7 protein-coding genes are annotated in these 16,507 nt (G+C 72.2%); 2 read left to right on the forward strand and 5 right to left on the reverse strand.

The window, feature by feature from the left end:
• Positions 1-119 precede the first annotated feature (119 nt).
• The 3 genes from AB0K67_RS32280 to AB0K67_RS32290 form a co-directional block, all read right to left on the reverse strand.
• On the reverse strand, positions 120-1,283 hold the full coding sequence (locus AB0K67_RS32280; protein ID WP_364067853.1) for a hypothetical protein: 1,164 nt from the start codon (positions 1,281-1,283) through the stop codon (positions 120-122).
• A gap of 89 nt (positions 1,284-1,372) precedes the next feature.
• Positions 1,373-3,979 carry a rifamycin-inactivating phosphotransferase gene (gene rph, locus AB0K67_RS32285; RefSeq protein ID WP_364067855.1) on the reverse strand — a complete coding sequence of 869 codons (2,607 nt, stop codon included), beginning with the start codon at positions 3,977-3,979 and terminating at the stop codon, positions 1,373-1,375.
• 118 nt (positions 3,980-4,097) lie between these two features.
• Entirely contained in the window at positions 4,098-7,130 is a 3,033-nt protein-coding gene (locus AB0K67_RS32290; RefSeq protein WP_364067857.1) for a BTAD domain-containing putative transcriptional regulator, read from the reverse strand.
• Between the two features lie 279 nt (positions 7,131-7,409).
• Here AB0K67_RS32290 and AB0K67_RS32295 point away from each other — a divergent pair, with 279 nt between their 5' ends.
• Positions 7,410-8,573 carry a low temperature requirement protein A gene (locus AB0K67_RS32295; RefSeq protein ID WP_364067859.1) on the forward strand — a complete coding sequence of 388 codons (1,164 nt, stop codon included), beginning with the start codon at positions 7,410-7,412 and terminating at the stop codon, positions 8,571-8,573.
• Between the two features lie 3 nt (positions 8,574-8,576).
• Here the strand turns inward: AB0K67_RS32295 and AB0K67_RS32300 are convergent, their stop codons facing one another.
• The gene (locus tag AB0K67_RS32300; protein WP_364067860.1) at positions 8,577-9,098 is read right to left on the reverse strand and encodes a cupin domain-containing protein; all 522 of its coding nucleotides are present in this window, start codon (positions 9,096-9,098) and stop codon (positions 8,577-8,579) included.
• A 123-nt stretch (positions 9,099-9,221) separates the two neighbouring features.
• Between AB0K67_RS32300 and AB0K67_RS32305 the strand changes: the two genes are divergently transcribed.
• The gene (locus AB0K67_RS32305; protein WP_364067862.1) at positions 9,222-9,881 is read left to right on the forward strand and encodes a TetR/AcrR family transcriptional regulator; all 660 of its coding nucleotides are present in this window, start codon (positions 9,222-9,224) and stop codon (positions 9,879-9,881) included.
• Between the two features lie 174 nt (positions 9,882-10,055).
• On the opposite strand, the gene AB0K67_RS32310 is transcribed toward AB0K67_RS32305, so the two are convergent.
• Entirely contained in the window at positions 10,056-16,328 is a 6,273-nt protein-coding gene (locus tag AB0K67_RS32310; RefSeq protein ID WP_364067864.1) for an RHS repeat-associated core domain-containing protein, read from the reverse strand.
• Positions 16,329-16,507: the final 179 nt, after the last annotated feature.

Genomic DNA, 16,507 nt, shown 5'->3' on the forward strand with positions numbered 1-16,507 from the left:
TCGGCCGGATCGTTTCCGTCGCCCTTCCCACGATGCCCCCTTGGGGTATGTCTCGGCCTCCTTCGCGAGGATGAGCCGCGCCTACCGCACGGGGAGGAGCGCGCGAGCCCGGCCCGGCCTCACCGCACGGAGGCGAGATCGACGATGAGGTAGGCGCCGTCGGCGCGGGTGAAGCGCACGAAGTCGTCGCCGGCAGCGGTGCGGTCGCCGACGCGCGTGTTGATGCCCTTGATGACGACGCTGGTCTTGGATCGAAGGTCGTGGATCAGGGCCCGGTCGGGATGTTGCGCCACCGCGAACCGGTCGCGCAGCAGCGGCTGCGGCCGCATCCCGGCCACGTTCACTGCGCCCTGTGGGCGGCCGTCGCGGCCCAGCACACGTCCCGCGGGCGAATCGCCGGCCCGCGCGATGCAGCGGGAGACGCCGCAGGCCACGGCGGTGCCCGAGGCGGGATCGGCGCGGGTCTCGCCGGTCTCGACGTTCTTGATCGACTGGTACGGGGCCTTGATCGGGTCGAAGGGGCCGGGCGAGCCCGCCCACGGCCAGCGCATCAGGTGCAGGCCCTTCGTCCCCGTGACGCTCCGGGGCCTCCCACCGGCGGCGGGGACGGTGAAGACGCCCCAGTCGCCCGCCGACCAGGCGAAACCCTTCCGCGTGACGGCCAGGCCGGTGATGTGTCCGGAGCGCGAGGGCGGCGGCAGCGGGGCCGAGGCGACCCTGCGCGCCTTGCCGCCCTTCTCCGGCACGGCCCAGATGTCGGCGGTACGCCCGCGCGCCGTCCACCAGGCGATCTTGCCGTGGCCCACGGTGAAGCCGGAGGGGAAGAGCGTGGTGCCCTTAGGCAGGGGGATGTCGGCGAGCTTCACCGTCCTGCCGCTGCGGAGCTGGCGGACGTACAGGGCGTTCGCCCTCTCGTGACGGTTCTCGGAGGTCAGCAGGAGCCGCCCGGCGCCCAGCATGGTCACGGGCCGCGCGAGCCCGCCGCCGGGCAGGCGGCGCGGCACCTTGTGCACGGCCTTCGGCCACGCCTTCTCGATCGGCCGCTCGGGAGCGGCGGTCACCATACGGCCGGCGGCGGGCACCGGCCGCGCGGCAGCGGCGGCCACGGTACGGCCGGCGGGCTCCGGCCGCGCGTACGCCGGCACGGCCACGATCGCCCCCATCACGATCGGCGCCATCACGATCGGCGCCATCACGACGCCGCAGGCCGCCACGGCGAACCCGGCGCGCAGGCCCCGCATCGAACGACGGCCCGGCGCGTTCTGCTCTAAGTCATCGACCATTTCGCATGTCCTCCCGCGAAAACGTTGCGGAATGCAAGAAGCAGTTGATCGTACTGCGGACGCCCGGCCCGCGCCCCCGGCTTGAGTGATCAGTCGAGGAGTTCGACGTAGCCGTCGCTGCCGTGGACGCGGATGCGCTGCCCGTCGCGGATCAGCCGGGTGGCGCGGTCCACCGCGACGACCGCGGGCAGCCCGTACTCGCGGGCGACCACCGCGCCGTGCGTCATGAGCCCGCCGACCTCGGTCACCAGCCCGGCGGCCGCCACGAACAGCGGGGTCCAGCTCGGGTCGGTGTAGGCGGTGACGAGGATGTCGCCCGTCTCCAGCCGGGCCTCGGCCATGTCGGTGACGACGCGGGCGCGGCCCTCGACGGTGCCGGCGGAGACCGGCATGCCGGGCAGCGCCCCTGGCGGGAGGCCGGCGCGGCGGTAGCGGCCGGTGAGGGTCTCGCCGTCGGAGGTGATGACGCGGGGCGGGGTGAGCGCCTGGCAGGCGCGGAACTCCTCGCGCCGCCGGGCGATGAGCGCGGCGTCGGCCCGGCCGGTGGCGACGACGTCGCGCAGCTCGTCGAGGCGCAGGTAGTACACGTCGGACGGCTCGCGCAGCACACCGGCGGCGACGAGGCGCTCGGCCTCGCCCAGCAGCGCCTGCTTGTAGACGAAGTAGCGGCTGATCATGCCGAATTTGGGGTATTCGCGGTATCCGGTGAAGGTGCGGACGCGGTCGATCATCCGCTTGGTCTCCTCGGCCTTGCGCTCACCGCCGGGCAGGGCGCGCAGGCGGGTCAGTACGTCCTGCTCCTTGCGCCGTGCCTCCTCCAGGCCCCGCTCGAAGTGCTGCTTGCCCGCGCCGGGCGGGAAGTTCCTGACGTTGCCGAGGAGGGTGGGCAGCAGATCGGCGGGGTTCTCGCTCCACCGGGTCCTGGTGATGTCGATCTCTCCGGCGCAGCGCATGCCGTACGCGTCGAGGTACCCGAGGATGGCCTCGCGCGCCTCCGGGCCGCCGGGCAGCCCGGCCAGCTCGTCCAGGAAATCGCTGCCGCGCCGGCCCTCGGCCGCCACCCGGTCGAGGAACGCGACGACCTCCGCGTGCGGGCGGACGACGTCGGCGACGTCGAGGAGCGCGAGCCCCATCTCCGAGGTGACGTTGTCCGGCACGGACTGGGAGAGCACGTTGGCCGCGTTCTTCTCGCCGAGCCACTCGTCGAGGTGCTCGTTGAGCCAGACGGCCGCGTCCATGCCGGCCATGATGACCTGCCCGCTGCGCTGGTCGAACAGCAGGCGGCGCAGCTCGGCGAGGTCGTCCCGGATGAAGTCGATCAGCGCGGTCCCCGACAGTCCGGCGATCTCGCGCCGCAGCTTCGCCACGGACTCGGCGTTGCGCCGGATGAGCTCGGTGACGATGGCCGGGTCGGTCGGAACGGGCTCGCCACGCGGGGCGAGGCTCTGCGGCAGCGGTGCCCCGTCGTCCTCCTTCAGCGGGACGAAGCCGCGGTCGAGGACGGTTTCGAGGGCGTCGTGGAACAGCGGGTCCGCCGTCCGCATGGCGTCGAGCAGCGCGGCGCGGCCCGAGCGGGTGGACAGCAGCGGCGTGCAGTCCACGAAGAGCCGCCCGCCCGCCTCCTTCATCGGCCGTGGCGTGGTGAGCTGCCAGAACGACAGGCCCAGCGGACGCATCGCGTCGGTCATCATCTGCTGGTGGCCGACCGACAGGTAGACGTGGTTGCCGTCGTCGCCGGCCTCCGGGATGGGGAAGAGGGTGGTGATGGGCCGGCTCTGCACGATGTGCAGGTCGTCGCGGGTCAGGCACCATTCGATGTCCTGGGGGCGGCCGAAGTGCGCCTCGATGCGGCGGCCCAGCCGTACCAGGCGGACGGCCTGCTCGCCGGTGAGCACCGGCCGGTCCCGCCGCTCGGGCTCGACCGGCACGTCCTTGGTGCCGCCCTCCGGCGACGCCTGGACGACGCTGGTCTTGGCGGCGATCTCGGAGGAGATCACGCGGTCGTCGCGGACGGTGTAGACGTCGGCGGTGACCTGGCCGGAGACGAGGGCGTCGCCGAGCCCCCACACGGCCTCCACCGTGGCGACCTTGCGGTTGGAGGTGACGGGGTCGGCGGTGAACAGCACGCCGGCGGCGTCGGGGAACACCATGCGCTGCACGACCACGGCCATGCGCACCTTGCGGTGGTCGAAGCCGTTGCGTACGCGGTAGGTGACCGCGCGTTCGGTGAACAGCGAGGCCCAGCAGCGCAGGACGTGCCGCAGGATCTCGGGCAGGCCCGTGACGTTGAGGTAGGAGTCCTGCTGGCCGGCGAAGGAGGCGGTGGGCAGGTCCTCGGCGGTGGCGCTCGACCGCACCGCGCAGGGGGTCGCATCGCCGAGTTTGGCGAGCGCGGCGGCGATCTCGGCGGCGACGTCATCAGTGATGTCGAGGTCTTCGACGGCCGCGCGCACCTCCGCGCTGAGGGCGGCGATCGCGGCGCGGTCGCCGGGGTCGGCGCCTTCGAGCCGGTCGAGCCGCGGTCCGATCGCGGCGGCCACGACCCGCTGGTAGGCGTCGGTGGTCACGCAGAAGCCGTCGGGCACGCGAACGCCGCCGACGCGGGAGAGCTCGGCCAGGTTCGCTCCCTTCCCGCCGGTGCGGGCCGCGTCCGTCGCGTCGGCCTGGTCGAAACCCAGCACATAGTGCACGTCCATTGCTCCATCGTTCGTCGGGGCGGCTGGCAACGGGCAAGTATGGACGACATTCCGATTTCTCATGAGGCCCGGCGATCTGCTATACAGTGAAAGTGGCGGAGGTCTCGTGACCACCGCCTTATTTGTGCTGTTGAGCGGTGTGCGGCTCCAGCAGGGCGGCGACCTCCGCCGCCTCCGGCGCGTTCGTCGCGCGTAACACCTCCAGCGCCTCTCGCCAGGCGTCAGAAGCCGCCTGCAGATCCCCCCTGTCGCGATGCACGTCGCCCAGCGCGCGCAGCGCCAGCCCCTGGCGGCGCGGTGCGGGGATGGCCCGGCAGATGCCGATGACCTCGCGCAGCGAGGCGGCGGCCTCGGGTAAGCGGCGCTGCCTGCGCCGCAGCTCCGCCGTGGTGAACAGCACGCGCGCCTGGCCCACCCGGTCGCCGGTGTCGCGGTAGATCCCCAGGCTGCGCCGCAGCAGCCGCTCGGCGCCCGCGACGTCGTGCTGCGCCAGCCTCGCCTCGGCGAGCCCCAGGGCCGCGTACGCGATGCCGCTCGGGAAGCCGAGCGTGTCGAGCCCGTCCAGCGCCCGGCGGAAGCTGCCCTCGGCGGCGGCGAGATCGCCGCGGGCCAGCTCGATCTCCCCCAGCACGATCCTGGTGAACTCCCGCGAGCGCACGTCGCCGGTGTCGTCGGCGAGCCGGATCGCCCGCCTGATGAACGGCTCGGCCAGCTCCAGCCTGCCCTGGTTGAAGTGGATGCGGCCGATGCCGCGCACCACGGTGATCTCCGTGCTGCGGTCGCCCGCCCGCGCCAGACCTTCGGCGGCCTGCTCATAGCGGGCCAGGGCGTCGGCGTTGCGGCCCTGGATGCGGTCGACCTCGGCCATGGTGACCAGGGCGAGCGCGTGCCCGTGCCGGTCCCCCGCCTTCTCGAACAGCTCCAGCGCCTCCTCCAGCGCGGCCGCGCAGCCGGCCAGGTCGTCCTGGGTGAAGCGCAGCCTGGCCAGGCCGTGCAGCATGGCGGCCTGGCCGCGGATGTCGCCGGAGGCGCGGGCGGCGTGCAGGGCGGCCTCGTGGGTGGCGCGCCACTCGTCGTGCAGGCCGCGGGTCTCGAACAGGTTCATGGCGCTGGTCGCCCAGTCCCAGGACAGCTCGCCGAACCCGAGCGCGGCGCACTGGCGGACGCCCGCGACGACGTTCGCCCGCTCGGCCTCGATCCAGGCCAGCGGGTCGCCCGCCAGGCGGTCGGCGCTCGCCTGGCCGGGCCGCCAGGTGATGCCGTCGCCGTGGACCACGCGGTAGTCGCCGCCGCACAGACGGCCGTGCGCATGCCGGGTCAGCGCCACCCAGCCGCTGAACGCGCGGCGCAGCGCGGCGGCCCGCTCGTGCTCGTCCTCTTCCTCCTCGGCGCGTTCCCGCGCGTACGCCCTGGTCAGGTCGTGGAAGCGGAACCGCACCGCGCCGTCGGCGCCGTGGCCCGCCACGTCGAGCAGGCGGACGTCGGCGAGCTGCTCGATGAGCTGCTCGGCCGCCTCCTCGGTGGTGTCGAGCAGCGCCGCGCCCGCCCAGACCGGGAACTCGGGCGCCTCGAGCAGGCCGAGCCGGCAGAACATGCGCTGGGCCTGCGGCGGCAGGCCCTGGTAGCCGAGGCCGATGCTGGCCCGCACCTCGTCGGAGCCGTGGGAGAGCTGGCTGAGCCGGCCGCGGACGTCGCTCATGCGCGAGACCAGATGGCCCAGGCTCCAGTGGGGGCGGGCGGCGAGCCTGGCTCCGGCGATCCGCACGGCGAGCGGCAGGCCGCCGCAGAGCCGTACCAGGTCGCGGGCGTCGTCGGGTGACCGCGCGGTCCTGTCGGCCCCGATGATGTTGCCGAGCAGCTCGACCGCGTCCTCGACGGGCAGGACGTCGAGGTCGACGCGCTGCGCGGCGGGCAGCGCGGCCAGGCGGTGCCTGCTGGTGATGAGCACGGCGCAGCCGCGCGTACCGGGTATGAGCGGGCGTAGCTGGGCCTCGTCGGCGGCGTTGTCGAGCACCACGAGGTAGCGCGAGTCGGCCAGGCGCTCGCGGTAGAGCTCGGCGCGCTGGTCGAGATCGCCGGGCAGCGCCGAGCTGTCCAGGCCGAGCGCGCGCAGGAAGCGGGCCAGCGCCTCGGCGGGGTCGAGCGGGTGCCGTTCGGCCCCGCGCAGGTCGATGTAGAGCTGGCCGTCGGGGAACTCGCCGCGCAGCCGGTGCGCGACGTGCACGGCGAGCGTGGTCTTGCCCACGCCGCCGGGACCCGAGATGGCGCTGACCGGCGGCGCGGACGAGTCGTCGCCGCGCACCGATGACAGGGCGGCCGTCACCGTGGCCACTTCGGCCTGCCTGCCGACGAAGTCGGCGTGCACCGGCGGGAGCTGGCAGACGGGTCTGCGCCGCTCCGGCCCGGCCGCCGGGAGAGCGTCGGCCAGGATGACGGCCTGCAGCCGCCGCAGCTCCTCGCCCGGCTCGATGCCCAGCTCGCCGACGAGCCGCTCGCGGGCCTGCCGGTACGCCTCCAGCGCCCGGTGCCGCTGCCCCGCCCGCGCGTAGGCGAGCATGAGCAGCCGCCAGGCCCGTTCGCTGAGCGGCTGCTCGGCGAGGAACGGCCGCAGCTCGCCGATCACCTCGGTGTGCAGGCCGATGCCGAGCATCGCCTCGGCGCGGTCGAGCCGCGTCTCGCCGAGCCGCTCCTCCAGCTCGGCCGCCCGGGACAGCGCCCAGTCGTGCAGCTGGACGCCCTCGGCCGGGCGGCCCCGCCACAGCCGCAGCGCCTGCTCGAAGCGGTGCACGGCGGCGGCCAGGTCGCCCTGCTCCATTTCGGCACGCGCGCGCCGCGTCTCCTGCTCGAAGACGAGCAGGTCGAGCTCGCCGGGCGCGACCTCCAGCAGGTAGCCGGGGCCGACGGTGGACAGCCGGATGTCGGCGGCGAACGTCTTGCGGACGCGCGCGACGTGCGTCTGCAGGTTGGGCACGGCGGAGGCGGGCGGCGTCTCCCACAGGGCGTCGATGAGCCGCCTGCGCGAGACCGGCACGCCCGCGTTGAGGAGCAGCGCGGTCAGCAGCGCGTACTCCTTGCCCTTGAGTGCGACCTCCCGCCCGTCCGCCCGGCGCGCGTGGACGGGGCCGAGGATGCCGAACGTCGCTCCCGCCATGGCCTCCCCTGGATCGGACTCCGGGTCACCAGTAAGCGGGCAAACGCCCGCACCCGTCAAGATTGCCGATCATGATCGGCGGCCGGCGTCCTGCCGCCATGTGACGTACAGGCGGGTGATGGTGGTCCGCACGAGGGGATGGGCCCGGCGAGGCCGGGGGTTGCGCGGAACGCCGGCAATCTTCGCGGCTTTCGTCCGGATAATGAGGTATGCGGGGTGATCCTCTACGATGCCCGCGACACTCGATTACTTGATTACACGCCTCCTGGAAGGCCCGGCATGCGGCTCCCCCACTGGTTCACCGAGCGGCCCGGCGACGCCGACGACGAGCCCGACCTGCGCGTCTCCACCCTGGAGCTCTTCTTCGACCTGGTCTTCGTCTTCACCGTCACCCAGCTCACCGCGCTGCTGACGGTGGGCATGGAGGAGCCCCGCCCCGGGCATCCGGCGGTGAGCGTCGCAGAGAGCGCGCTGCAGGCGCTGCTGGTCTTCGGCGTGCTGTGGTGGATGTACGCCGGTTACGTCTGGCTGCTCAACGCGGTGCCGCCCGCCCGTCCGGCGCGGCGGATCCTGGTGCTGCTCGGCATGGCCGGGTTCCTGCTCATGGCGCTGGCCATCCCGAGCGCGTTCGACGGCGGCGGGGTCGCGTTCGCCGCCGGCTACCTGCTGCTGATCCTGGTGCACGGCGCGCTCTACGCGCAGGCCACCAACGCGATCGTGCGGGTGCTGCCGTTCAACCTGGCCGCGGCGGCGCTGGTCGGCGTCGCCGGATTCCTCCAGACGCCCTGGTCGTACCTGCCGTGGACGGCCGCGCTGCTCCTGCTGTGGGGCAGCCCGTACGTCATCGGCCAGCGCGGGTTCGCGCTGCGCGCCGCGCACGTGGTGGAGCGGCACGGGCTGCTGGTCATCGTGGTGCTCGGCGAGTCGATGCTGGCGCTCGGCATCGGCGCCAAGGACCTGCCGGTCGACCTCGGCCTCTGCGCGGCGGGGGTGCTCGCGCTGTGCCTGGCGGCCTGCCTGTGGTGGGCGTACTTCGCGGGCGAGGACGAGACGGCCGCCGAGCGCACCCTGGCCGCCACCGAGCCGGTGCGGCGGACCAGGATGATCCTCGGCGCCTACTTCTACGGCCACATCCCGATGCTGCTCGGCGTGGTGGCGGTGTCGGCCGGGATCAAGAAGGTGATCGGGCATCCCGTCGATCCGCTCAAGCCGTCGGCGGCGCTCGTGCTGGCGGTGGGCGTGACCTTGTACCTGGCGGGCGACTTCTGGTTCCGCCGGGTGCTGGAGCTGCCCTGGGCGCGGGTCAAGGGCGTGGTCGCGGTCGCCGCTCCGGCCGCCGCCCTGGCCGGCCTGTGGGCGGGGCTGGCGGAGCTGGCGGTCCTGGTCGCGCTGCTGGTGGCGATGCTGCTCGCCGAGCGCCGGCGGGCTCCCTCCGCCGGATGAGCGTCAGTCCCAGTCGTGGCCGGTGGGCAGCAGCACCATGTTGTGCGCGCCCAGGATGTCGATCATGCCGTTGAACTTCTCGTCCGTCCACGGCTGTGGCTCGCCGTCGGTCTCGCCGTACGCAAGGAAGAAGGACTCGGGGCCCGCGGGCAGGTAGAACACGAGTAGCTGGGCGGGCGCGTCGCCGGCGTTCCTGAAGCCGTGGCGGGTGCCCTTGGGGATGTAGAGGAAGTCGCCCGCGCTCGCGGTGATCTTGCGGTCGCCGTTGATGAACTCGAACGTCCCCGAGACCACGTAGAACGCCTCGTCCTCCTTGGAGTGGACGTGCGGAACGTTGCCGTGCCCCGGCTCGATCATGCCGTCCATGAAGGCGAACGCGCCCTCGGTCTGATCGCCGGTGACCTTGACGGAGAAGACCTCGTGGCCGGAACGGCGGATCACGCCGTCGCCCTTGCGCACGATGAAGCCGTTGGCCGCCGTCCAGACCGGGTTGTCCTTGGACGGCAGCGGCAGGTCCAGAGCCATGGCGGGCTCCTCTCGTAGAGGATCGTATTTTCGTTGAATATAAGTCAATGAATGACAGTCAATCAACGGGCCACCGCTACTCTGAGAGCCGGACATCCGCCCGAGTGCCGGAAGGAACACGACGTGACCCCGCCCGTCACAGGCAAGCCGCCCACCCGGCGGCAGCTCGCCGCCCGGGAGACCCGCCGCAAGCTTTTGGAGGCGGCGCTGGAGCACTTCACCCGGCGTCCGTACGCGGAGGTCACCGTCGGCGACATCGCCCGCACCGCCGGGGTCGCCCACGGGCTGCTGTCCCACCACTTCAACGGCAAGGAGAACCTGTACGCCGAGACCGTCCGCGAGATCGACCGCCGCCTGCGCGCCGCGGCCGCCATCGGCGACGACGGCGCCCCCGTCGAGCGGCTGCGCCGCCATATGGCCGGCCACCTGCGTTTCCTCGCCGCGAACGAGGACGCCGCGCTCAACCTGATCCTGCGCCGCGCGGAGGCCACCGACATCGCCCAGGAGGCGTTCGAGGCGACCCGCCGCGAAGGGCTCGCCGCCATCTGCGGGCTGCTCGGCCTCGACCCCGCCGAGCCGGCTTTGCGGCTGCCGCTGCGCGGCTTCGCCGCGGCCTGCGACGAGACCGCGCTGAGCTGGCTCAGGGACGGCCGGCCCTGCTCGATCGATGACCTGGTGGAGCTGTGGCTCACCTTCCTGAAGGCCGCCGTCGCCGCGGCCCGGGACGCGGCGCGCACGCCCGCCCTCGACGCGGCGTACGAACTGCTCACACCCGGCTCCTGAGGGCCGTGGACGCGGCCGGCCCCCGCGAAGCCCGGCCCGGCCCGTGAAACAGCCGGCCGTGAACGCGGGGAGCCCGCCCTGGAAAGAGCCGGAACGCGGGGAGCCCCCGCTCCGGACGGGGGTTCCGTCCGGAGCGGGGGCTCGGTGCGTCCTTTCTCTTGCGTATCCGATCGATCAGGAGGGAGGCGTGGCCGGCGGCCGCAGGATCTCCCAGATGCGGTAGGCGATCACCCAGCCCCTGCGGTCCGAGCGCGGCGTCTCCGACACGTACGGCTTCGACGCCGGGCCCCAGCCGGTGCCCTGGTGCGCGATGGTGTCCGCCTCCCTCGGCGTCGCCCTGGTGTACGACCCGGTGGGATGCACCCGGCCGAGCTGCTGGTCGATCGAGCGCTTCTGCGCCTCGGTCAGCCCGCGCGGCTGGGAACTGTTCGTCGGCGTCCGCTGGGCCTTGGGCGGCGCCTGCCGCTGCACGGCCTTGCGGCTGGTCGGACGGACCGCCGGACGGTGCCGGTAGGTGGTCTTGGGCTTGCTCGCCCGCCTGGTCACGGCCCTGCGCGCGGCCGCCGCGCGCCGCTTGGCCGCCGCCGCCCGCCGTGCCGCCGCCGCCGCACGCCGCTTGGCCGCCGCCGCCCGCGCCCGCTGCCGGGCCAGCGCCGCCTTACGCCTGGCGATGGCGGCCGCCCGCCGCTTGGCCGCCTCCGCGGCGCGCTTCCTCGCCTCTGCCGCCGCCCGCTTCCTGGCGGCTTCCGCGGCACGCCGCCTGGCCGCCTCGATGGCGCGCTTCCTGGCCAGGGCCGCGGCCCTGCGCCGGGCCGCCGCGAGCGCCGCACGCCGGGCCGCCGCCGCTGCCGCCCGCCGCGCCGCGGCCTGGGCCGCCTTCTTGATCGCCCACCGCGCGGCCACCCGCGCGGCGATGCCGACCACGAACCAGACGATCTGGCCGTCGGGGTCGCTCATCGACACCGGGCTGTTGTTGGCGTAGGCGTAGCCGTTGAGCTGCTGCGGGTCCGCCGCGTCGATGATCGGGTCCACCGACAGGAAGCGGCCGTTGGCGGGGTCGTACTCGCGGGCGCCGAGGTGCACCAGCCCGGTGGTGGCGTCCTTGGTGCCGCCGACGAAGCCGCGTTCACCCGGCCACCATGGTGGCGGTGTCCCGCGATCCTCACCGAACGGGGTCTGCCTGCGGATGGCCACCTCACCGGTGCCGGCGTTCACCATCGCCTGCGCCGTGCCCTGGTGGTCGTTGCCGATGAAGTAGACCTGGTTGTCCGGCGTGCGGACCGCGATGGCCTCGTTGCCGATCGTGTAGTACCGGGTCTGCTCGACGGCGTTCTTGGCGTAGTCGAACCGCAGCTCCATGTCGTCGATGTAGAGGGTGGCGTCGGTCGGCGTCTTGCGCAGCAGCCGATCGCCGTCGGCGTCGTAGATGAACGACGTCGTCTTGCCGCCCTCGGTCACCGACTCCAGGTTGCCCTCGGCGTCCCAGACCAGGGTCTGGTCGGCGTTGCCGACCTTGCGCCTGATCGTGTTGCCCGCCTCGTCATAGGCGAACACGTCGGAGCCGACGCTCTGCAGCGCGTGCGGCTGCTTCTCGCCCGCCTTCGGGTAGGTGAAGGTGCGCACCTTGTCGGCGGTGCCGCCCCAGCCGTGCTTGACCTCCTTCGTACGGTTGCCGGTGACGTCGTACTCGTAGCTGACGGCGTACGGCGCCACGCCGCCGATCTTGTCCGCCTGCGGCGAGCCGCTCGCGCAGTCATCGGTGGCCGTCCACGCCGCGGTGAGCCGGCGCAGATGGTCGTGGGTGAAGCACTGCGTGTCCTGGTTGGCCCGGTCGGCGATCTTGGTGATGTTGCCGACCGCGTCGTAGCTGTAGGTCAGGTCGAGGTCGCTCTTGGACGCCCCGGCCCGGTCCATCCGCATGCTGGTGAGCCTGCGGTTGCCCTCGTCGTAGGTGTAGGTCAGCCAGGTCTTCTTGCTGCCCTCGCCCAGCTCGTACTGGAGCGTCTCGCCCAGCTTGCTGTAGCGGGCCGCGGTCACGTACGCCGACAGGCCCGTGACCTTGACCGGCTGGTTGAGGTCGTCGTAGGTGTAGACGACCTGCTCGGCCTCCAGGCCGCCGCCGGCCGGGAAGCTGATCGACTGCACCTGGTCGTCGAGCGTGTAGCGGGTGTTGAGCTGGTAGGAGCCGGCCAGCTTGCCCTCCCGTTCCGGGATGGTGATGGTCTGGCGCAGCGTGCGGTAGTCGGCGTCGATCGCGTTGATCTCGGCCTTGTACGCCTGCCCGTCCACGTACCGGATGGAGGCGTGCATGTGCCCCTTGGCGAGCCCGTCGTACTTCCACTCCGCCAGGAGCGTGCCGTTCTCCGAGCCTTCGCGCATCTGGGTCTTGCGGCCGAGCGCGTCGTAGCCGTACCAGAGGGTCCTGCCGCGGGCGTCGGTGGTGGTGACGACCTCGTCGGCGTCGTTGTACGTGGTGGTCGTGACGCCCTTGTCGGGGTCCTCGGTCTTGATCTGGCGGCCGCGCATGTCGTAGTGGTACCGCCAGACGTTGCCCGCCGGGTCGGTCACCGACGCGAGCCGGCCGGCGCGGTCATAGGTGTACGTGGTGGACTCGTACTCCCCTGTCGGCGTGGAGCCCTTGTACTGGCGCAGCTCGATGAGCCGGTCGTGGGCGTCGCCGATCCTGGTCGTGGCGGTGTCGCCGGGCAGCGGGGTGATGTGGATCCTGTCACCCTCGTCCTTGACCGAGACGCGGTACTTCTCCACGCCCTTGACCTTGAAGACCTCGGCGTTCGGCTCTCCCGCGCCGTCGTAGAGCTTGACGACCTGGGAGGGCACGGCGGTGTCCGCCACGCCGAGCAGCTCGGTCGAGGGGTTGCCGGTGGCGAAGTAGCCGGTGTTGGCCTTGGACTCCTCGCCCTGCGAGTTGTAGAAGGTGTCGGTGATCGTGCGGCCCTCGCGCAGCGCCGGATCCGGCGCCGTCTCGTCGATGGGCGCGGGTTCCTGGGTCTGGCGCTCGCGCATCAGACCGTCGAACAGCTCGTGGCTGGTGGTGTAGGTGCCGTCGGCGTTGAGCGTCTTGGTGGTGATGACGCTCGGGCCGTCGTTGCGCACCAGGTAGGAGTACTCGGTGCTGGGCGACTGGCCTGCGGCCTTGCTGCGGTCCGGCTGCCAGACCTTGATCAGCCGGCCGAGCGCGTCGTACTCCATGTCCACGCGCCGCCCGGCCGCGTCGATCTCGGCGACCGGCTCGCCCCAGGCCGGCTGGAGCAGCGTGCGCTCGGTGTGACCGAGCTGGTTGGTCTCGGTCGTCTCCGTCGGCAGCGCGCCCGTGGCCGGGCTGTAGGTGGTGACCGACTTGGTGCCGACCGGGTCGGTCTCGGTGAGCTCGCGGCCGTACACGTCGTACGTGTGGGCGCTGCCGGTGATCGTCTTGCCGTCGGGCGAGACGAGCTCCTGCACCGCCGTCACGTCACCCTTGGTCGGGGCCTGGCCGTTCGACTGGCCGTCGTACTGGATCCTCTCGTCGGAGACGATCTCGTCGGCGGACAGCTTGGCCAGCCCGGTCGCGCAGGCGGCCGCCACCTTCTGCACCCTGCTCGGGAAGTCGAGCATCCAGCTCGTGTCGTTGCGGGCGTAGGTGTAGCGGATGCACTGGTCGTCCTCGCCGGTGGCGAGGTCGCCCTTCTCCTCGACCTGCAGCAGCAGGCCATTGGTGTCGTACGTGCGGTCCTCGCCGGTACGCCGCCACTTGCCGCCCGAGACCGCGGTGCGGGTGACCATCGAGCTCGGCTGCACCATGTGCGCGGCCTTGGTGACGCCGCCCTGCGTGGACTCGGCGGTCTTGGCCGACCAGGCGTCCTGGACGGTGGCGGTCAGGACCGAGCCGCCGTCGCCGTCGTAGAGGATCTCCTCACGCTCGAACCCGGCGAGCTGGTCGAGGTCGTCCTTCTTGACGCCCTCGGAGTCCTCCACCTGGACGTTGCGCTTGGAGCCGTCGGCCAGCCGGTCGCCGTGCATGCCGCGGAAGTAGCGGAACTCCGTCAGCGTGCGCTTGCCGTCCTGGCCGTCGCCCTGGCGGACGCGGACCCGGCCGTAGCCGCGGAAGTCGGCCCACGTGCGGTGCTCGGGCTTGACGAGGATGTTGTCGGCGTAGTGCCAGGCGGCGCCGTCGAGGTACTCGTAGTCGGTGACCACGTTCGGCGAGCCGCCCACCCGGTCCACCTCGATGGTCTGGGTGACCACGTACTTGTGGAACCAGTCGGTGACCTCGGACTCGCCCGGCGGCGCCCAGCGCTGCGGGAAGCAGCGCCTGGTGTTCTTGTCGGCCGCCGCGGGCACGTCGCCCGGCTCGCAGTCGGCCGCCGAGTAGTTGATGCGCAGCTCACCGCCGTACTCGTTGTTGATGGCCTGCACCCGCCACTTGACCAGCGGGGCGCGGCCCTCGTTCGAGTCGACCCTGTTGGGCAGCTGCACGCCGGTGAACGTCACCGGCGGCAACGTGATCGTGCCGCCCACGTGCCCGGTCTGCTGGACGGAGGCCAGCCACAGCGCCGGGCTCATGCCGTCGCCGGAGGCGGGGAAGCTGTGCGTCAGCGTCCAGGAGTCCACCGGGGTGAACTGGCCCGAGCTGTCGCGCACCTGCGTGGTGACCTTGGTGAGCCGCTTGCGGGTGAAGAACGTCGGCGCCAGCCGGTCGGTGCACTTGGCGCCGCTGTCGCAGATCTGGTCGAACGGAACGTCCGGCCAGTGACTCGCGGTGTCCTTCTTGAGCTGGTCGGGCGCGCAGGTGATCGAGCCGCTGGGCAGGCAGCGCTCGGCCACGTCGAACACGACGCGAGCGGCGGGCTGCTTGGTGAACAGCTCGCTGCTCAGGTAGCCGTAGTCGATGCGGGTGAGGTAGGCGGCGCGCACGTACTGGGTGCCCTGCTCGGGCTTCATGTTGCGGCCGTAGTAGTTGGTCTCGCGCTCGTACCAGTACGTGGTGGCGTTGCCGTGGGTGTCCACCTCGTAGTCGAGGTTCCAGCGGTAGGCCTGCTGGCACCAGGCGTTGGCCGGGGTGCTGCTGTAGCAGGGCTCGCCGCTGTTGTTGCCGAACACCGGCACGGTCTGCACGGACTTGGTCTCCGGCTTGCCGCTGCTCCAGCCGGGCAGCCGGTTCATGCCGAAGGTGTACTGGGTGCCGTCCGGCGTGGTGACGCGCCAGTACTCACCGTTGTTGTCGCCGTTGGTGGCGCCGGTGAGCAGCTCGATCCTGGTGCCGTCGTCGCGCTTGGGCCGCCACTGCTTGGTGGTGGCGTCCTTGATCAGCTCGACCGACGAGTTGCCGAGCGACATCGTGGCGTTGTCCTGGTCCCAGCACAGGTCGCCGGTCTTCTTGCCGTCGAGCATGCACGCCTTGTAGCGGCGCTCGATGAACCCGCCGGGGTTCAGCTCGAAGCCCTCACCGACCCAGGACGTCTGGTTGTTGGTGGAGACGGTACGGCCGTCCACGCTCTGCGAGGAGTAGCCGAGCGAGATCTCCGGCTCCTCGCCGCCGAGCGACGGCGGCACGCGCATGTCGTAGCTCCAGTTGAAGTCGCCGGACTGGGTGCCGACGCTCCAGTCGGACGCGGGCGACAGCGACGTGGCGGAGTGGTCGCCCGACGGGCCCGACGCGGCGGCGGTGAGCGCGTACAGGCCGTTGGTCTCGACCTCGGCGGTGACCGTGCCGGCGGTGGCGTTGTTGTCGCTCTTGACGGGCTCCGGCGGGGCGCAGTTCGCCGCACCGGTGAGCGCGCACTCCTCCAGCTTCACCACGCGCAGGCGGGAGCCGTAGTCGCCGCCGAAGGCGTGGCGGAAGCCGGAGTAGTCGATCTCGATGCGGGTCTTCTCCGCCGCCTTGGCGGTCGCGGCGCCCTGTCCCGGCGTGATGCGCATGGCCAGGCCGAGCAGGTCGGTGTCGAGCAGCTCGACGGTGATGGGAGCGGCGTCCTTGGCGCTCTCACCAGATTTGGCTGCTTTCTCGGACTTATCAGCACGTGGTGCCAGTCGGACTGGGAAGTCCGACGCGGTGGTCTTGGCGGTGGCGGCGCCGCCCAGCTCGGCCTTCTGGGGCTTGGGCCAGCTGACGGCGGGCGCGGCCTGCCACGCCTGCTTGGCGGCGGGGTCGGGAAGCGGTGGCTTGACCGGGACCTTGGTGCCGGTCACCGGCTTCTCCCGCTGGACGGCGGGCGCGGAACGGGGTTCGGCCTGGGCGGGCATGGCGAAGACCATGTCCACCATCAGGACGACGGAGAGGAAGGGGGCTAATCTGCGGGGCCAGCGCGAGGGCGGTTTGGCCTCCGCCGTCGCGAACCGGTTCCAGGACTGATCCGGGGCGTCGGTGCCGTCGGTACTGTCCGGTGGCCTCTGGCGCAGGCCGGTCCATCGGGAGTCGGGCAGGGCTAACTCGTCTGGCAGATCCATGAGGGCTCTCCAGTGCTTCGGGACGCCGACCGGGCAGGGGTGCGGTGCCCGGCGCGCCGTGCGTACGAGACCCTCGCGGGTCTCGCTTACGGGGGTGAGGAGACGATCACGACGGTGATCGCATCGTCACCTGCGACAAGCCGGAAATCCAGACTTCTGCTCGTTCTGCTCACGATATT

The organism is Nonomuraea sp. NPDC052634 (assembly GCF_040678535.1).
Taxonomy (GTDB): Bacteria; Actinomycetota; Actinomycetes; order Streptosporangiales; family Streptosporangiaceae; genus Nonomuraea; species Nonomuraea fastidiosa.

What these genes read in the sequence shown, in the direction of transcription:
- AB0K67_RS32280 (WP_364067853.1), bottom strand. Translation starts at nt 1,283, where the DNA reads ATGGTCGATGACTTAGAGCAGAACGCGCCGGGCCGTCGTTCGATGCGG.
- rph (WP_364067855.1), bottom strand. Translation starts at nt 3,979, where the DNA reads ATGGACGTGCACTATGTGCTGGGTTTCGACCAGGCCGACGCGACGGAC.
- AB0K67_RS32310 (WP_364067864.1), bottom strand. Translation starts at nt 16,328, where the DNA reads ATGGATCTGCCAGACGAGTTAGCCCTGCCCGACTCCCGATGGACCGGC.
- AB0K67_RS32290 (WP_364067857.1), bottom strand. Translation starts at nt 7,130, where the DNA reads ATGGCGGGAGCGACGTTCGGCATCCTCGGCCCCGTCCACGCGCGCCGG.
- AB0K67_RS32300 (WP_364067860.1), bottom strand. Translation starts at nt 9,098, where the DNA reads ATGGCTCTGGACCTGCCGCTGCCGTCCAAGGACAACCCGGTCTGGACG.
- AB0K67_RS32295 (WP_364067859.1), top strand. Translation starts at nt 7,410, where the DNA reads ATGCGGCTCCCCCACTGGTTCACCGAGCGGCCCGGCGACGCCGACGAC.